Source organism: Vibrio sp. V38_P2S17PM301 (assembly GCF_009904845.1).
GTDB classification, from domain to species: domain Bacteria; phylum Pseudomonadota; class Gammaproteobacteria; order Enterobacterales; family Vibrionaceae; genus Vibrio; species Vibrio proteolyticus.
This window is the reverse complement of record NZ_WXWO01000001.1, coordinates 255,945-272,453: the sequence shown is the minus strand read 5'-3', so window position 1 is coordinate 272,453 and position 16,509 is coordinate 255,945. Positions and strand designations below refer to the sequence as shown.

The 16,509-nt window shown below is 50.5% G+C and carries 17 protein-coding genes; 8 read left to right on the top strand and 9 right to left on the bottom strand.

Features of this window, described 5'->3' with window-relative positions; all coding sequences use genetic code 11:
- Window positions 1-36: 36 nt before the first annotated feature.
- A complete protein-coding gene (gene metG, locus CAG64_RS01215; protein ID WP_161454467.1) occupies window positions 37-2,097 on the bottom strand; it encodes a methionine--tRNA ligase in 2,061 nt (686 codons plus the stop codon).
- 160 nt (window positions 2,098-2,257) lie between these two features.
- Between metG and apbC the strand changes: the two genes are divergently transcribed.
- The 3 genes from apbC to CAG64_RS01200 all read left to right on the top strand — a co-directional run bounded on the left by apbC (window position 2,258) and on the right by CAG64_RS01200 (window position 6,422).
- Window positions 2,258-3,334 carry an iron-sulfur cluster carrier protein ApbC gene (apbC, locus tag CAG64_RS01210; RefSeq protein ID WP_161457528.1) on the top strand — a complete coding sequence of 359 codons (1,077 nt, stop codon included), beginning with the start codon at window positions 2,258-2,260 and terminating at the stop codon, window positions 3,332-3,334.
- A gap of 182 nt (window positions 3,335-3,516) precedes the next feature.
- Window positions 3,517-4,158 carry a uridine kinase gene (udk, locus tag CAG64_RS01205; RefSeq protein ID WP_040902226.1) on the top strand — a complete coding sequence of 214 codons (642 nt, stop codon included), beginning with the start codon at window positions 3,517-3,519 and terminating at the stop codon, window positions 4,156-4,158.
- A gap of 131 nt (window positions 4,159-4,289) precedes the next feature.
- Window positions 4,290-6,422 carry an AsmA family protein gene (locus CAG64_RS01200; RefSeq protein ID WP_161457529.1) on the top strand — a complete coding sequence of 711 codons (2,133 nt, stop codon included), beginning with the start codon at window positions 4,290-4,292 and terminating at the stop codon, window positions 6,420-6,422.
- 65 nt (window positions 6,423-6,487) lie between these two features.
- Here the strand turns inward: CAG64_RS01200 and cobO are convergent, their stop codons facing one another.
- The gene (gene cobO, locus CAG64_RS01195; protein ID WP_021703843.1) at window positions 6,488-7,093 is read right to left on the bottom strand and encodes a cob(I)yrinic acid a,c-diamide adenosyltransferase; all 606 of its coding nucleotides are present in this window, start codon (window positions 7,091-7,093) and stop codon (window positions 6,488-6,490) included.
- A 323-nt stretch (window positions 7,094-7,416) separates the two neighbouring features.
- Between cobO and CAG64_RS01190 the strand changes: the two genes are divergently transcribed.
- On the top strand, window positions 7,417-7,866 hold the full coding sequence (locus CAG64_RS01190) for a low molecular weight protein-tyrosine-phosphatase (protein ID WP_161454470.1): 450 nt from the start codon (window positions 7,417-7,419) through the stop codon (window positions 7,864-7,866).
- Window positions 7,867-7,893: 27 nt separating this feature from the next.
- Here the strand turns inward: CAG64_RS01190 and CAG64_RS01185 are convergent, their stop codons facing one another.
- From CAG64_RS01185 to CAG64_RS01165, 5 genes are all read right to left on the bottom strand, one after another.
- Window positions 7,894-8,568, bottom strand: coding sequence for an SDR family oxidoreductase (locus tag CAG64_RS01185; protein ID WP_021703845.1), 675 nt, complete (start codon window positions 8,566-8,568; stop codon window positions 7,894-7,896).
- A gap of 206 nt (window positions 8,569-8,774) precedes the next feature.
- Window positions 8,775-9,278: a VC2046/SO_2500 family protein gene (locus tag CAG64_RS01180; RefSeq protein ID WP_161457530.1), complete on the bottom strand. Its 504-nt coding sequence runs from the start codon at window positions 9,276-9,278 to the stop codon at window positions 8,775-8,777.
- A 134-nt stretch (window positions 9,279-9,412) separates the two neighbouring features.
- A complete protein-coding gene (fldA, locus tag CAG64_RS01175) occupies window positions 9,413-9,946 on the bottom strand; it encodes a flavodoxin FldA (protein ID WP_161457531.1) in 534 nt (177 codons plus the stop codon).
- A 49-nt stretch (window positions 9,947-9,995) separates the two neighbouring features.
- Entirely contained in the window at window positions 9,996-10,217 is a 222-nt protein-coding gene (locus CAG64_RS01170) for a DUF2788 domain-containing protein (protein WP_021703848.1), read from the bottom strand.
- A gap of 95 nt (window positions 10,218-10,312) precedes the next feature.
- Window positions 10,313-11,074 (bottom strand): alpha/beta fold hydrolase, encoded by a 762-nt coding sequence (locus tag CAG64_RS01165; RefSeq protein ID WP_161457532.1) that lies wholly within the window; start codon window positions 11,072-11,074, stop codon window positions 10,313-10,315.
- A gap of 92 nt (window positions 11,075-11,166) precedes the next feature.
- Between CAG64_RS01165 and seqA the strand changes: the two genes are divergently transcribed.
- The gene (gene seqA, locus CAG64_RS01160) at window positions 11,167-11,703 is read left to right on the top strand and encodes a replication initiation negative regulator SeqA (protein WP_021703850.1); all 537 of its coding nucleotides are present in this window, start codon (window positions 11,167-11,169) and stop codon (window positions 11,701-11,703) included.
- 90 nt (window positions 11,704-11,793) lie between these two features.
- Window positions 11,794-13,440: a phosphoglucomutase (alpha-D-glucose-1,6-bisphosphate-dependent) gene (gene pgm / locus CAG64_RS01155; protein WP_161457533.1), complete on the top strand. Its 1,647-nt coding sequence runs from the start codon at window positions 11,794-11,796 to the stop codon at window positions 13,438-13,440.
- Window positions 13,441-13,490: 50 nt separating this feature from the next.
- Here the strand turns inward: pgm and CAG64_RS01150 are convergent, their stop codons facing one another.
- The gene (locus tag CAG64_RS01150) at window positions 13,491-14,249 is read right to left on the bottom strand and encodes a DUF1853 family protein (protein ID WP_161457534.1); all 759 of its coding nucleotides are present in this window, start codon (window positions 14,247-14,249) and stop codon (window positions 13,491-13,493) included.
- 84 nt (window positions 14,250-14,333) lie between these two features.
- Between CAG64_RS01150 and CAG64_RS01145 the strand changes: the two genes are divergently transcribed.
- On the top strand, window positions 14,334-15,092 hold the full coding sequence (locus CAG64_RS01145; protein WP_161457535.1) for a Nif3-like dinuclear metal center hexameric protein: 759 nt from the start codon (window positions 14,334-14,336) through the stop codon (window positions 15,090-15,092).
- 36 nt (window positions 15,093-15,128) lie between these two features.
- Here CAG64_RS01145 and CAG64_RS01140 read toward each other — a convergent pair whose 3' ends face one another.
- The gene (locus tag CAG64_RS01140) at window positions 15,129-15,752 is read right to left on the bottom strand and encodes a trimeric intracellular cation channel family protein (protein ID WP_021703854.1); all 624 of its coding nucleotides are present in this window, start codon (window positions 15,750-15,752) and stop codon (window positions 15,129-15,131) included.
- Between the two features lie 221 nt (window positions 15,753-15,973).
- On the opposite strand from CAG64_RS01140, the gene CAG64_RS01135 reads away from it, so the two are divergent.
- Window positions 15,974-16,504 (top strand): elongation factor P hydroxylase, encoded by a 531-nt coding sequence (locus CAG64_RS01135; RefSeq protein WP_161457536.1) that lies wholly within the window; start codon window positions 15,974-15,976, stop codon window positions 16,502-16,504.
- Window positions 16,505-16,509 lie beyond the last annotated feature (5 nt).

The window sequence follows — 16,509 nt, the reverse complement described above, 5'->3', positions numbered from 1 at the left end:
CCATCAGGCGCTGGGAGTTACAAGGCTGGCAGTGGGTTACATCACACGCATACCAGGCTGAGCGCCTTCGTGTGGCTCCAGGATCCACAGCTCGCTGCCACCAGGGCCTGCCGCCAGGATCATGCCTTCTGACATACCAAACTTCATCTTACGAGGTTTCAGGTTGGCAACCATAACGGTCAGTTTGCCTTCCAGATCTTCCGGTTTGTACGCAGATTTAATGCCAGAGAATACCTGCCGGGTTTCGCCGCCAATATCCAGTTGGAACTTAAGCAGTTTGTTGGCTTTTGGCACTTCTTCGCACGAGATGATACGTGCAATACGCATATCTACCGCGGCAAAAGCGTCAAACTCAATCTCTTCAGCGATAGGATCTTTGTCTAACTCAGTCTGACTCGCTTTGTTCTTTTCCGCTTCTGCTTTTTCTTTCGCCGCCATTTCTGCTGCCGCGTCTTGCTTTGATGCTTCGATCATCGCTTCGATGTTCTTAGGATCAATACGGTTAAACAGGGCTTTGAACTTAGTGATTTCGTGACCTGTCAGTGGTTGAGCAATGCCATCCCACGTTAGTTCCTGATTCAGGAATGCTTCCGTGCGCGCTGCAAGAGCAGGCATCACGGGTTTCAGGTATGTCATCAAAACGCGGAACAGGTTGATACCAACCGAGCAAATATCTTGCAGCTCTTGATCTTTGCCTTCTTCTTTAGCAACCACCCAAGGTGCTTTTTCATCAACGTACTGATTGGCTTTGTCCGCCAGTGCGGTGATTTCACGGATAGCTCGGCCAAATTCGCGAGTATCAAATAGCTCTGCAATACGATCCGCCGCTGCAACGAACTCGTTGTACAGTTCAGGCTCAGCAAAGTGCTCGGACAGTTTGCCGTCAAAACGTTTAGCAATGAAGCCGGCGTTGCGTGAAGCCAGGTTGACGATCTTGTTAACAACGTCCGCGTTGACGCGTTGGGTGAAGTCTTCCAGGTTCAGGTCAAGGTCGTCGATACGGCTGTTGAGTTTTGCTGCGTAGTAGTAACGCAGGCACTCTGGGTCCAGGTGTTCAAGGTACGTGCTCGCTTTCACGAACGTGCCCTTAGACTTAGACATTTTTGCGCCGTTTACTGTGACGTAACCGTGGACGAATACGTTATTCGGTTTGCGGAAGCCAGAGCCTTCCAGCATGGCAGGCCAGAATAGGCTGTGGAAGTAAACAATGTCTTTACCGATGAAGTGGTAAAGCTCCGCTGAGCTGTCTTTGTTCCAGTACTCGTCAAAATTCAGATCATCCCGTTTGTCACACAGATTTTTGAACGAGCCCATGTAGCCGATCGGTGCGTCTAGCCACACGTAGAAGAATTTGTTTTTTTCACCTGGGATCTCGAAGCCAAAATATGGCGCATCACGTGAGATGTCCCATTGTTGCAGGCCTGATTCGAACCATTCTTGCATCTTGTTCGCGGTTTCAGCTTGTAGAGAGCCAGAACGTGTCCACTCTTTAAGCATGCTTTCAAACTGAGGCAGATCGAAGAAGAAGTGTTCAGAATCTTTCATGACCGGCGTCGCACCAGACACGGCCGATTTCGGATTGATCAGCTCGGTCGGGCTATAAGTTTCACCACAGTTGTCGCAGTTGTCGCCGTACTGATCTTCCGATTTACACTTCGGACAGGTGCCTTTTACAAAACGGTCTGGCAGGAACATCTCTTTCTCAGGATCAAACAACTGAGAAATAGTGCGGCTGGAGATAAAGCCGTTTTTCTTAAGTTCTAAGTAGATGTGAGACGCCAGCTCGCGGTTTTCTTCCGAGTGTGTGCTGTGGTAGTTGTCAAAGCTGATATCAAAGCCAGCAAAGTCTTTCTGGTGCTCTTCGCTGACGGCGGCAATCATCTCCTCAGGTGTAATACCCATCTGTTGAGCTTTAAGCATGATTGGCGTGCCGTGAGCGTCGTCCGCACAGATGAAGTTTACAATGTTGCCACGCAGGCGTTGGTAACGAACCCAAATGTCCGCCTGGATATGCTCAAGCATGTGACCAAGGTGGATCGAACCGTTAGCGTACGGAAGGGCACAAGTTACCAAAAGTTTTCTTGGATCGTTTGCCATACTTAATATTCGCTTTTCTCGATAGGTATTAAAAAATAGAGAGTAATACTACCTTATCCACACTTTGACTCCAAGGCATCAACGCGCTCAATGCCTTAGTTTTTTCAGGGTTCAGTCTGCGCTGAACGAGTGATAGCATTGAGGGCATCAAGGAGGGCCTATGCGTCAATTTTCATCCAAACAAGATTTGTGTCACTGGCTGAACCAATTTCAGCATTCATCGCTTGTGGACAACTGGGCCGAAGTGCCCGGCTTGGTCACAGTTGAGCCGGATGGTACGTTTGTCATCGCGTTGCCATTTGCCGCCAACGATCTGGTGAGAGAGCTGCAACACTGGATTCGCTCCCAGCAGGACAGTGCTGAGGTCGCTCCGTTTGCTTTCCGGGTGGAAGTGCAGGTGAAAGCGCTAAAAACGCATGTGCCACATGCCGTCAACGGGGTCAAAAACGTCATCGCGGTGACCTCCGCCAAAGGCGGTGTCGGAAAATCAACCACGGCCGTCAATCTCGCGCTGGCCATGGCGCGCTCCGGGGCCAAGGTGGGGCTGCTGGATGCTGATATTTACGGCCCATCCGTGCCGATGATGCTCGGCCAGATGACGGCTGCGCCTAAAGTACGCGACAACAAATGGATGCAGCCCGTCGAGGCGCACGGTATCTACACTCACTCGATCGGTTATCTGGTTTCCAGCGATGATGCCGCCATCTGGCGTGGTCCCATGGCATCCAAAGCGCTGGCGCAACTGCTGAACGAAACAGAATGGCCGGAGTTGGATTATCTGGTGATCGACATGCCGCCGGGTACTGGTGATATACAATTGACCTTATCACAGCAGATTCCGGTTACGGGGGCGTTAATCGTGACGACGCCTCAAGATCTCGCTTTGGCGGATGCACGCAAAGGGGCGGCTATGTTTGCCAAAGTGGATGTGCCGGTGATCGGGTTGGTGGAAAACATGAGTTACCACATTTGCAGCCACTGTGGCGAAAAAGAACATCTCTTTGGTGTGGGTGGTGCGCAGAAGATGGCGGCAGAATATGATCTGGCCATGCTGGCACAGATCCCATTGCATATTCGGCTGCGTGAAGATGTGGATTCTGGCTGTCCGACGGTGGCCGCAGAGCCGGAAAGCGAGCATGCCCAGCCCTATTTCTCTCTGGCGGAAAGCGTGGGCAGTCGGCTTTTCTGGCAAGGGGAAGCTAAACCGGACGCAATCAGTTTCACATTGGTGGAGTGAGGTTTAGGGCAAAATAAAAAGGACCGTACGAGATCACATATTCAATGTAATCGTTTGTATGGCGCTTTGTTATTCAATTTGGCCAAAAGCGGCGATTTAAATGGTTTTGCGACTAGTATCCACTAGTCGCAACCCCTATAATCAGGCGGTTTATCTAATCACATCATCATCGGGTGCAACTAATGTCTGATAATAATCAATGCGTCATCGTAGGTATTGCCGGCGCGTCTGCTTCTGGAAAGAGTTTGATCGCCAGCACGATTTATAATGAGCTACGTGCCAAAGTGGGCGATCATCAAATTGGTGTTATCACGGAAGACAGCTATTACAAAGACCAAAGCCATCTGAGTATGGAAGAACGAGTCAAAACCAATTACGACCACCCGAATGCCCTCGACCACGACCTTCTTTGTGACCACCTTGAAAAGCTGACCCGCGGCGAAGCGGTCGATGTGCCAGAGTACAGCTACACAGAACATACCCGCACCGAACATACCTCCACATTAACGCCAAAGAAAGTGATCATCCTGGAAGGCATTCTTTTGCTGACAGACCCACGCCTGCGTGATCTGATGCACGCAACCGTGTTTATGGACACACCGCTGGATATCTGTTTGCTGCGCCGTGTTAAGCGTGATGTGGAAGAGCGTGGCCGGACCATGGACTCGGTACTGAAACAGTACCAAGCGACTGTACGCCCGATGTTCATGCAGTTTATCGAGCCGTCGAAACAGTACGCGGACATTATCGTACCTCGTGGTGGTAAAAACCGTATTGCGATCGATGTCTTGAAGGCTCATATTGCAAAACTTCTGAAAGCTTAATCGTTTATCGCAGTTCTGAGCTTTATTTTTTATGAGATAAGTGGCACTTTAGGTGCCACTTTTTTTATATAACGACTAACCTGAAAAATGTCTCCTTCCTTAACAAGCTCAATCAAGCAAGGAAAAAGCTGATGAAGAAAATTGTACTGTTCATTGCTGCGCTTTTGCTGATCGTTGTTATCGGCCTCGCAGCTCTCGTCTTGCTGGTAAATCCTAACCAATTTAAACCTTTGATCGTCGAACAAGCCAAAAAACATACTGGCCTGGAGCTGGTGATCGAAGGGGATATCAGTTGGCAGTTCTTCCCATCGCTCGGTTTTGAGCTGGGCAAAACCGAACTGCGCAACCCGGCGGGCTTCACCAAACCCAACATGCTCAAAGTAGAATCTGTGGGAATTGACGTGTCAGTGATGCCGCTGCTAAGCAAGCAGTTGGAAATTGGCAACGTGACTCTGGATGGGGCTGAATTCAATCTGGAAACGCTTAAAGATGGTCGTAAAAACATCGACGCTCTGAGCAAAGCGCAAACCGCACAAACAGAATCGAAAGCCGCGGAGAGTAACACTCAAACAGCGCCGGAAACGAACGATCAAACCAGTGAGGCAGCTCAATGGACTATCCATCTGGCTGGTGTCACCGTGTCGAATGCGACATTGGATATTCAGGACAAGCAGGCAGGAACGTTTACCAAACTGTACGATGTGTCACTGAATCTGTCGGAGTTTGCGGTCGATACCTGGACCAAAGCGGATTTTGCCGCCAAGGGTGAAAATAATCAGCAGACATTTGGTGCGAAAGGCAACGCCGAATTTAAGTTGGCTCCAGGCTTCAAAGAATACGCGCTGCGTAACATCAAAGTCGATGCTAACTTTAGTGATGCGTCGAATCAGATCGAGTCTGCCAAGTTAGAGCTGGCAACGTTTGAGTTTGATAAAGCCAATGCACTGACTTACGCGGTGAAAGGAAAAGCGAGCGATATGGCGCTGGATCTGAACGGGTCTGGTGCACTGAAAGTGAACAAAGCGATCACTCAGGTGAGTGTGAGTAAACTGATGCTGGCTGGCCAGTTGGAAGGCGCAGGTTTGCCTCAGTCGCCGATGAAAGTGGCGATGACATCGGATGTAAATTTTGACCTCAACAAGAGCCACCTCAGTGTGATCCTGGAAACGCTGACCGCGAACGCGATTGCTCTGGACGGAAAAGCGGATGTGACGCTGGGCGATATTCCGAAAGTGCGCTTTACCCTGCACAGCCCGAATATCGATTTAGATGAGTTCCTGGGTCTTGAGTCCACGAACACTGAAAGCAAACCCGCCACATCGGGTGGTAGCAATTCAGGGGCGAAGTCTGGCACGGCTACATCGGCACCTGAACAGGAGCCGGATTTGTCTGCGCTGAAAACCCTCGACGTTCAGGGCGGCATTACCATTGATAAATTCAAAGCATCCAATGCGAAAATGCAGAATGTGAAAGCCAGCTTTACTGTGGATCGCGGTGTGGCCAAACTGACATCCTTTCGCTCTCAGCTGTACGGTGGTTCGGTGAATGCAACCGCCACTCTGGATGCGCGTAAAACGCCAGCGACCTACGTAGTGAAAAAGCAAATCAACGGTGTACAGGTTCAGCCGCTGCTGAAAGACGTTGCGGACAACGATAAGCTGGAAGGCACCGGGAACATTGATGTGAATGTCCAGGGGAGAAGCCTGACCCCTAGCGGGATCAAAAAGAACCTGGCAGGCACTGTGGTGATCAAGTTTGCAGACGGTGCGGTGAACGGTATCAACGTTGCGCAGATGATTCGTGACGGTTATGCCAAGTTTAAAGGGAAGTCGATTGATGGCAAAGAAGGTGCACAGAAGACCGACTTCAGTGCGATGGGCGCGACGCTAAACTTGAGCCAAGGTGTGGTTTCAACCAAAGACCTGACGATGCAATCGCCATTGCTGCGTATTGGTGGAGAAGGTAAAGCCAACTACATCAATGAAACGGTGGACTTTCTGGTCAGAACGTCGATTGTCGGTACCCTGGAAGGCCAGGGCGGTAAAGACATCAATGAGCTGCGTGATCTGACAATTCCAATCAATGTGTCCGGCAAATGGGAGAAACCGAAGTTCAAGTTGGTGTTTGATGATGTACTCAAACAGAAAGCCCAAAAGGAACTCGACCGTAACCTGGAAAAGCTGGATGAAAAGTTAGGTGATAAGATTAAAGATGAGAAGACCAAAGACGCGATCAACAATGCGATAAAAGGCCTGTTTAATTAAGCACAGCAAACGCAAAAGGGTTGGCCAATGGCCAACCCTTTTTTTGTTATCAACGAAAGCCGTGGTTACCAGTCGACGCCTTTGAGCGCTTTGACACCCGATTCAAAAGCGTGTTTGACGTTGCGAACTTCGGATACCGTATCGGCCATGTCGATCAGAGTACGGTGGGCACCGCGGCCGGTAATGATCACAGATTGCATTGGCGGGCGGGCGTTCAACGCATCAACCACTTCATCCAGCTCAATATAGCCATAGCTGACCATATAGGTCAGTTCATCGAACAGTACAACATCCAGAGATTCATCGGTCAGCATGCGTTTACATTGCTGCCAGACTTGTTGCGCTGCGTCGGTGTCTGCGGCTTTATTCTGAGTTTCCCAGGTAAAACCGGTCGCCATAACCTGAAATTCGACACCGAGCTTTTCCAATAGGTTGCGTTCCCCGTTCTCCCAAGTGCCTTTAATGAATTGGGCGACAGCACAAGATTTACCATGGCCGATTGCCCGGACGATGGTGCCGAAGCCGGAGGTTGACTTGCCTTTGCCGTTGCCGGTAATGATCAGCAGTAAGCCTTTCTCTTCTTGCGCCGCTGCAACCCGTGCGTCCACTTGTTCTTTGACTTTCTGCTGCCGTGCTTTATGGCGTGCTTCTTTGCTGTCCTCTGCAGACATCTTTTTTCTCCCTAAACGAAACTGATTTCCAGCCATCATAACGAAAAAACGCCACACTAAATACCGTGATTATTCAGGGATATCCGCAAACTCGATAATGGAAACATCGTATGTATTTGGGGGCAAAGTGGCAAATTCGACGTCTGGTTACAACGGATCGCTCAGATAGATAGCGAGGTCACATGATTGCACTGGCTGTCCGACGCAATCTGAAGTAGGTTTTAGGGAGCACTCTCGTCAGCTACCCGCGGTGGTGGAGGCAATACATTACCCGATGGGAGGAAAGTGATTGTCGTGATTTGGATGATTTGCAGGAGGCAGCTTTGAAGAAAATTCTGGTGGTATGTATGGGGAATATCTGTCGCTCTCCGACAGGTGAAGCAGTACTGCGTGCGAAGGCGCGGCAACTCGGAGTGGATATTGAGGTCGATTCAGCGGGCACCATAGACTTTCATACTGGCAGCGGGCCGGATGCCCGAGCTCGGGCGGCCGGTGAGCAGAGAGGGTATTCTTTTGATGACATCCAGGCACGCCAAGTTAACTGTTGGGATTTTGAACACTTCGATTACATTCTTGCGGCTGACGCTGACAATCTGGCTGACTTGACCGACCGGTGTCCGTCAGAGCACCAACACAAACTGTCGCTGTTTTTGAGCCATGCGGATTCTGATTACGATGAAATCCCGGACCCTTACTATGGTGGGGCAAACGGATTCGAACTGGTGCTCGATCTCATTGAAGAGGCCAGCGATAACCTGCTGCGGAAGTTGTAGTGGCCTGCATTTCAACATTCATGCTTATCAGGCGGCCATGATGCGGCCGCTGAAATAATCATTGGCAACAATGTATTCGGTATTGCGGATCAGCTCATCGTTGATTTCAGCCCAGTGTAATTCGTCATCGCACTCTTGCGCTGTAATCGCTGGGACAACACCGCCCACCCGAATATTGAACGGAGTCAGCTCTCGGGCCCAGCTTTGTGTGAACCCCGTGACCATTGACGCCGCATTCTCAAAGCCGGACAAATCCCGGTAATCTTCATGCGCGACGACATTGACGATCACACCGCGTTTGTTGGCACGTCGCATGTGATCTGCGGTGGCTTGACCGAAGGTAAACAGCGTGGACGCCATTAAAGCCAGTCTCTGGGTAAAAGTGTCTGGAGAAAAATCACTGACCAAACGCGGCATTGGCCGGGTCGTCAGTGTGTTGACTAACACGTCTGGCCCACTGCCGTAGCAGTCTTCAACAAAGGCAAACAGGGCATCCAGCGAAGCTTGGGTATGATCGTGCAACTGGAAGGCATGAACGTCAGGAGACACCCGCTGGCAACCGTCTCTGGTTTGGTGCAGGCGGTGGATATCTTTGTCGCACAAAATCACTCTGGCGCCAAGCGAAGCAAAGTGTGTCGCCAGAGTTGCCCCTAGCGTAGAACCAGCAGAAGTGACTAATATAACGGCACTTTTTATATCCATGGGCAACCCCAAGCTGAAGGTGAATTTGTCCCGGAAGAGGAGAAATCTGTCCACATAGCATGGTTGATTAGCTGTGACTTGGATGTGAATAACATCAAATTAATGGGTCGTATAAGCCGTTAATGTGAAATTCTTTGCAGCATTTCACATATCTGGGTGTAGGGCATGAATCGGGCTTGATGTTATCTAGAGGCGCTTCTAATGAATCAAGCAGTTAACTGAATTTGAGCCTGACGTTGTGCACGGACAAGCTGATTGTACAGGTCAGCAGGTAGGGCCTGACGCGGCTCTGTCTCTGCCAACTGGCGCCGCTGATGGCCTGACAAGTTGTGGTAGACTTCTTCAGGTAAACCGTGAGTGCCTTCTGGCAGATAAGCGAGCGCATCTGGGGTCAGATAGTGGCAGAGTTTGGCGCTGGGCAGACCAGCGTCATGAAATTGAGCAGCCTGGTGTGCGGAGATCGCGTACGAGCTCTGATCGGCGTTAAGAGGCTGAGGAACAGGAAGCTCAAAACGTTGTCGCAGCAGTTGTTCGGTGGTGTGCGTTTGGTTGATCATTTCCACCGGGGTGGTGTCACGAACGTCACTGGAAAACATCGACAGCAGCAAACCAAAATCGGCACGACGTCCTTCGTGAACGGCTTGGTTAATACCATTACCGAACTGAAGTTCGTTGATGATGCCAGCTTTGTCTAAGGTGTGTATTTGCATGGTGCTCCCCGTCTGATGAACTGTTAACGGCATGAGCGCGAAAAACTTTAGCGAAGTAATTGAAAAACAGTATGTTGTGAGCTAAGAGCGAAAAAAAGCCCCGCGAGTGCGGGGCTATCGGAATTTGGTGGGGCTCAGTCTTCGAGTTCCGCCAGACACATCTCTTCGTAGATCTGCTCAACCCAATTTTTCACTCGTTCATCGGTCAGTTCTGGTTGACGGTCTTCGTCAATGCACAGACCAACAAAGTTGCTGTCGTCACCTTCAACCAACGCTTTCGAAGCTTCGAACTCGTAACCGTCTGTTGATGTATGGCCCAGAATCGTACCGCCTTTTGCTTCGACGATATCGCGTACGGTTCCCATCGCGTCACAGAAGTACTCAGCGTAATCTTCCTGATCACCACAACCAAAGATAGAAACCAGCTTGGTTGAAAAATCGATCTGTTCCAGTTCTGGGAAGAAATCGTCCCAGTCACACTGTGCTTCACCGTAGTACCAAGTTGGGATACCAAGTAGCAGCAGATCAAAGTTATCAATGTCTTCTTTACTGCTCTTTGCGATGTCTTGAACGTGAACCAGTTTCTTACCCAGTTGCTTTTGAATCATCTTCGCAATAGCTTCAGTGTTACCTGTATCGCTACCAAAGAAGATACCTACACTTGCCATAGATTCATTACCTTTAATTTTGTCTGTGGTTGGCGGTCAGAGACGAGAATTAACCCAGTCCGGTGCCTTCCCAGGAGAGCTGTATCAGGCCTTTCGCGATAAAACCTGCGCACCCCAAAAACAGCACCAGCCATACAATACGACGACCAAATACCGGAACATTGCCCTGTTTCAGAACATCTTTTATTGCCATACCAATCAGGAAAAAGATAGACGCAAAAAGCAAATCAAGTCCAATTGACTCGATCATGTTCATGTAGTCGTACAGCATGGAATCCCTTTCTGCCAATTTTGCTTGCGCGAACTATACCACTGTTATTCGGTAAAGTTAATGCGATCATGTCGCATTAACGTCACAAGCGCTACTCAGAGAAATTTGCGAATTGCGCGCAGTACTTCCGCCGGTTTTTCCGCATGCAACCAGTGGCCAGTGTTGGCAATCACATGGGCTTTGGCGTTTGCGAACTGCGCTTGCACCTGGCCTTGATGCTCTGTAGTGAGATAGTCAGAGTCTCCTCCTTTGACAAACAGCGTCGGAATCGATGTCAGAGGGATAGGCTCCCAGCCCAAAATACAATCGTAATTGGCCAGCAGTGCCGGAACATTGAAACGCCAGGTTAAAGTGTTGCCTTGTTTATATAGTGACTTAGATAGAAACTGCCGGACGCCATCGATCTCAATGTGCTCAGCCAGCATCGCCAAGGCCTGGGCTCGGGTGGTAGGTGGCGTATTGAGAACGTGTTGCAGTCCGGCAAACACGTTGTCGTGTCGACGTACTTGATATGCCACAGGGGCCATGTCCATCACCACCAATTTGGCCATGGAATCCGGCGCAACCTCTGCCAGTTTCATGGCGACTTTACCGCCCATGGAGTGGCCGATGACGGTCACGTCGCCGAGGTTAAGATGGTCGAACAGGGCGGCCACGTCCTCAGCCATAAGCGCATAATTATGCTCATCAGAGTGGAGCGACTGGCCATGATTGCGCAGGTCGACGCTCAGGACCTGATGCTCGTCGCGCAGGTCGCGTGCCAGCAGGCCAAGGTTATCCAAATTACCGAACAGGCCGTGGATCAGTACAACGGTGTGACCCTCACCTTCAAGTTTGTAGTTGAGCAGCTGTGACATTTTATCTTATTCGTGACTGGTTTAACGTAGAGTCTCGGGAAAGATCTCGCTATAATCCCCCAGAGTTTAAACATAGAGATTGTGAAAAGCGAATGAAAACAATTGAGGTTGATGAGGATCTATACCGTTACATCGCAGGCCAGACCCAACATATTGGCGAGAGCGCTTCGGATATTCTGCGCCGCCTGCTTAACGTGGATGGCAAAGCGGTCAAACAAGCACCTGCTGTGGCGCAGCCGAAAGGCATCGTAGTCAGCAAAGATGCCGGTAAAGATCAGCAGATCGATGCAGTAAAAGAGATGCGCTCACTGCTTATTTCCGACGAGTTTGCCGGTCTGAAAAAAGCAATTGACCGTTTTATGCTGGTGCTTTCAACATTACACCGCATCGACCCACAAAGTTTCTCTGAAGCCACTCAGGTGAAAGGCCGTAAACGTGTGTACTTTGCGGATAACCAGCAAACTCTGCTGGCGAGCGGCAACACCACCAAGCCAAAAGCCATTCCTAATACCCCATTCTGGGTGATCACCAACAACAATACCAGCCGCAAACGCCAGATGGTTGAGCAGCTGATGGTCAGAATGAACTTCCAGGCAGAACTGATTGAAAAAGTCACCAACTCAATCTAAAAAAGTCTGATTGAAACCTCATAATGCACAAGTTGAACTCAGTATTATGAGGTTTTTTTATTTTCTCGTTTTTAAAGAAAGGATGTCATAATGGCGATGCACCCACGCGCGGGACAAAAAGCGCAGCAGCAAGACCTTCACAACATTCCAGCCCTAGTAGCCAACTATTTTCTTCTTCAGCCTGACCCAAGTAATCCGGACCACAAAGTACAGTTTGGTACTTCTGGTCATCGTGGGACCGCGGATAAGACGACCTTCAACCAGAATCACATTCTGGCGATAGCTCAGGCGGTGGCAGATGTGCGTGCTGAGCAAGGCACGGCGGGGCCGTTGTTTGTCGGTAAAGATACTCACGCTTTGTCTGAGCCGGCGTTTCACAGTGTTGTGGAAGTGCTGGTGGCGAATGGAATTGAAGTGGTGGTGCAGGAGAACCGTGGTTATACCCCAACACCGGGTATCTCTCATGCTATTTTGAGCTACAACCGTCAGCACCATGATAAAGCGGACGGCATCGTCATTACGCCTTCTCATAACCCCCCTCAGGATGGCGGCATCAAATACAACCCGACGCACGGTGGCCCGGCGGAAGACGCACTAACGAAGGCCATTGAGAGCCGTGCGAATGCCCTGATAGCGGCCGACATGCACGGCGTTCAGCGTCTCACTCCAGAGCAGGTGGTGGCATCAGGACTGGTTAAAGAGCGGGATCTGGTGAAACCGTACATTGATGATTTGGTCAATGTGATTGATATGCAGGCGATTCAGCAAGCGGGCCTGAAGATCGGTGTGGATCCATTGGGCGGCAGCGGGATTGATTACTGGCGCCAGATCGCCACGACGTACAATCTGGATCTGACGCTGGTCAGCGAGGCCATTGATCCGTCGTTCCAGTTTATGTCTCTGGACAAAGACGGTGTGATCCGGATGGACTGCTCATCGCCATACGCGATGGCGGGCTTGCTGGCGCTTAAAGATGATTACGATCTGGCATTTGGGAATGACCCGGATTATGACCGCCACGGCATCGTGACACCGAAAGGTCTGATGAACCCAAACCATTATCTGGCAGTGTGTATCGACTACCTTTATCGTCATCGCGATGGTTGGGGGCAGAACGTTGCGGTGGGTAAAACTCTGGTGTCCAGCGCCTTGATCGACCGCGTGGTCGCGGATTTGGGCCGCAATCTGTGTGAAGTCCCGGTTGGCTTTAAATGGTTTGTGGATGGGCTGTACCAGGGGCAGTTTGGTTTTGGTGGTGAAGAGAGCGCAGGAGCTTCATTTTTGCGCAAAGATGGCACGCCGTGGTCCACCGATAAAGATGGCATTATTCTTTGTTTGCTGGCGGCGGAAATTACCGCGGTGACAGGCAAAAATCCGCAGCAATACTACGAAGAGCTGGCGGCCAAGCACGGTGAGTCTCAGTATAACCGTATTCAAGCGGTGGCCAACGGCGCCCAAAAAGAGGTGCTGAAAAAGCTCTCCCCTGAAATGGTGTCGGCTGAAACGTTGGCGGGCGATCCTATCACCGCACGTCTGACGAATGCGCCAGGCAATGGTGCGGCGATTGGGGGGCTGAAAGTCACCACTGACAACGGCTGGTTTGCTGCGCGCCCGTCCGGTACGGAAGAGATTTACAAGATTTACTGCGAGAGCTTCAAAGGCGCTGAGCACCTGAAGCAGATTGAAACCGAAGCGCAGGATATCGTGAATCAGGTTTTTGCCAACGCAGGTCTGTAAATCTCTGTTACTTACATGCAAAAGCGGCCAACCGGCCGCTTTTTTGATCATTATTGGCTGTTGTTCGGCCATTGGTCCGGCACGATGAACCAAAATCGTCCGGTGTCATCCTGACAGTGGATAAAGCGCTCTGTGACACCGGTGACGACCGGTGAGCTTGCGTCCCGGCCGCTGATCCACTGTGGTTTATCCAGTTGGTACAGAGTCTGCGTTATTTGGGGCCTCTGGCTCTGATAGCACCAGAGCCCCTTAATGCGCTCCGGATTGAGCGCATAGCCCAAACACGTTGGCGGGATCGGCTGTGGGTCGAACGGGTTGATATACAGACGACCTTGCATCAGCAGGTGTTGAGTCATCGTTGGCCAGTGTGGATAGCGTTCGGTGAACGCGTCGGTCTGGCTCATTTGAAGCTGATGACTGAGCATTCTGGTCAGTTTCTTATCCAGTTGATCGTGGGCATTGGGGCCAAACCAGAGCCCGTCTTTTAATAAATAAAACTTGATGGCCACTTCCCAATGCTGGAGTGCGTTACTGGGTAGGTGGCGCACGATAAAATCAATGGCACCAAGAGTTTGTCCCTTGTGTTGTAACTGAATTTCTTCCGCCTCGACCTGGAAATCCGGGTGACGCTGAAACAGTTGATGGCACACATGCTGATACAAAAATCCCAGGCGAGGGTTCCCCTGATACACGTCATCAAGAGCACTGAGATCGATGGTGAAGGGAGGCTGGGTTTCCAGCGGCGTGTGGGCCGAAAACAAAGTTGGGGTCGTGGCCACCCATCGGGCGATTTGGCTTAGCTGAGTCATAGGTCAATCAGTCCGTTGTTTTCGACATTTTAACGCGAAATTGCTATAACCTGTCCAATCAAATCCAAGCCAATGGAATGTAGAATGAATATCCTCCAACTTGAAGCATTGCTGAACGAAAAACTGTCCCCACAGTTGATCAAAGATTATGCTCCGAATGGTTTACAGGTCGAAGGCCGCACCGAAGTGAAGAAAATTGTTACTGGCGTAACGGCGTCACAGGCCTTAATCGATCGAGCGGTCGCACTCAACGCCGATGCCTTACTGGTGCACCACGGCTATTTCTGGAAAGGTGAGCCAGCCCCGATTCGTGGTATGAAGGGTAACCGTATCCGGACGCTGATTAAGCACGACCTGAATTTGCTTGGTTATCACTTACCTTTAGATATCCACCCTGAGCTGGGCAACAACGCTAAACTGGCTGAATTGTTAGGAATCCGTGTTGAAGGTGGGCTGGAGGGGCACTCACAATCGGTAGCCATGTATGGCGCGCTGGACCAGGCCGTAAGCGGCGAAGAATTTGCCGCCCGAATCGAACAAGTGCTGCACCGCACGCCGCTGCACATAACGCCGGACGGCAGCCATAAAATGATCCAAACCGTCGGTTGGTGTACCGGGGGGGGGCAGGACTATATCGAACTGGCTGCGCAGCATGGTCTGGACGCCTTTATTTCTGGTGAAGTGTCCGAGCGAACCACTTATTCAGCGCGTGAACAGGATATCCATTATTTTGCTGCCGGGCACCATGCTACAGAACGCTACGGAGTCAAAGCGCTCGGAGAATGGCTGGCGCAGGAGCATGGTTTCGAAGTCACTTTCATTGATATTGATAACCCGGTTTAAGACCAGACTAAAAACGCCCTCCTTGGAGGGCGTTTTTTAATGCAGTGAACTTTCCGTTTCGAGCTGAAAAGACGGTAAGCGCCATTTAAAACGCACAGCGGCCATGCGCAGCGTGTAGCCGATAACCAGAGTGATAATGGTCGCGTGCACGTCGGCGACCCCAAACTCAAGCAGCGCCAAATACAGTCCGGACGCAAACAGCGCCACGGAGGCATACAATTCTTCGTGCAGTACCAGAGGGGTCTGACGACAAATCAGATCGCGCAGCAAGCCACCGAATACCCCTGTAACCAGTGCCGAGACCATGCAGATCAGCGCATGGTGCCCCATGCCCATCGCAATTTTGGTGCCGATGATACTAAATACGATCAAACCGAGCGCATCCAGACGAATAAACAAACCTTTCAGTTTGAGTACCCACTTGGCCACGCCAGTGGTCAGCACTCCTGCAACACAGGTGATGGCCAGAAACTCGGGATTCTTTACCCAGCCTAATGGGTAATGACCCAACAGGATGTCACGTACGGTACCACCGCCAATGGCTGTTGCACTGGCCACCAACATCACACCAAACCAGTCCATTTTACGTCGGCCCGCACTCAGCGCGCCTGTCATAGCTTCCGCTGTAATACCAATAATATAGAGAACACTCAACAGCATGGCGTACCACTCAGTAAATCATTGCACAAAGCAGTGAAACAGGATGAAAAATGAAAGCGAGAGTGTAGTGGGAAATGTGATCTGTGACGAATGAGATTTTGTATCTCGAAAATCTATTTCAGATTAACAAAACTAATAACTGCTTTTGTTGTGGGGCTTTACCCTGACATCAAAACAAGCGAGAATGCGCGCCGCACACTTTCCGACAACATTACAGAGTCATGACCCATCAGTATCACGATCTGATTGAGATATTCAACGCCACGTTTTTTGACCGTTACAACACCCGTCTGGAACTGGGTGAGGATGAGCCTATCTATCTGCCGGCAGATGAGCATACCCAGTACCACCGTATCATCTTTGCCCGCGGATTCTATGCCTCGGCGCTGCATGAGATCTCCCATTGGTGTGTGGCGGGGCCACAGCGACGCCTGCTGGAAGATTTTGGGTATTGGTATGAACCCGATGGCCGCACAGAGCAAAAGCAAGCGGAGTTTGAGAAGGTGGAGATTCGTCCTCAGGCGTACGAATGGGTGTTGTCGGTCAGTGCTGGCTTTCCTTTTACTGTCAGTTGTGACAATCTACACGGCGATTTTGAGCCGGATCGTCTGGCGTTTATGCATAAAGTTCATGCGGAAGTAATGAGTATCCTGGATACAGGCTTGCCACCAAGAGTGAAGCTGTTGTCTGAGGCATTGCGGGCATTTTATGGCATTAAAACGCTGGAAGCTGGTGACTTCACCGTTAAGTAAAAAGA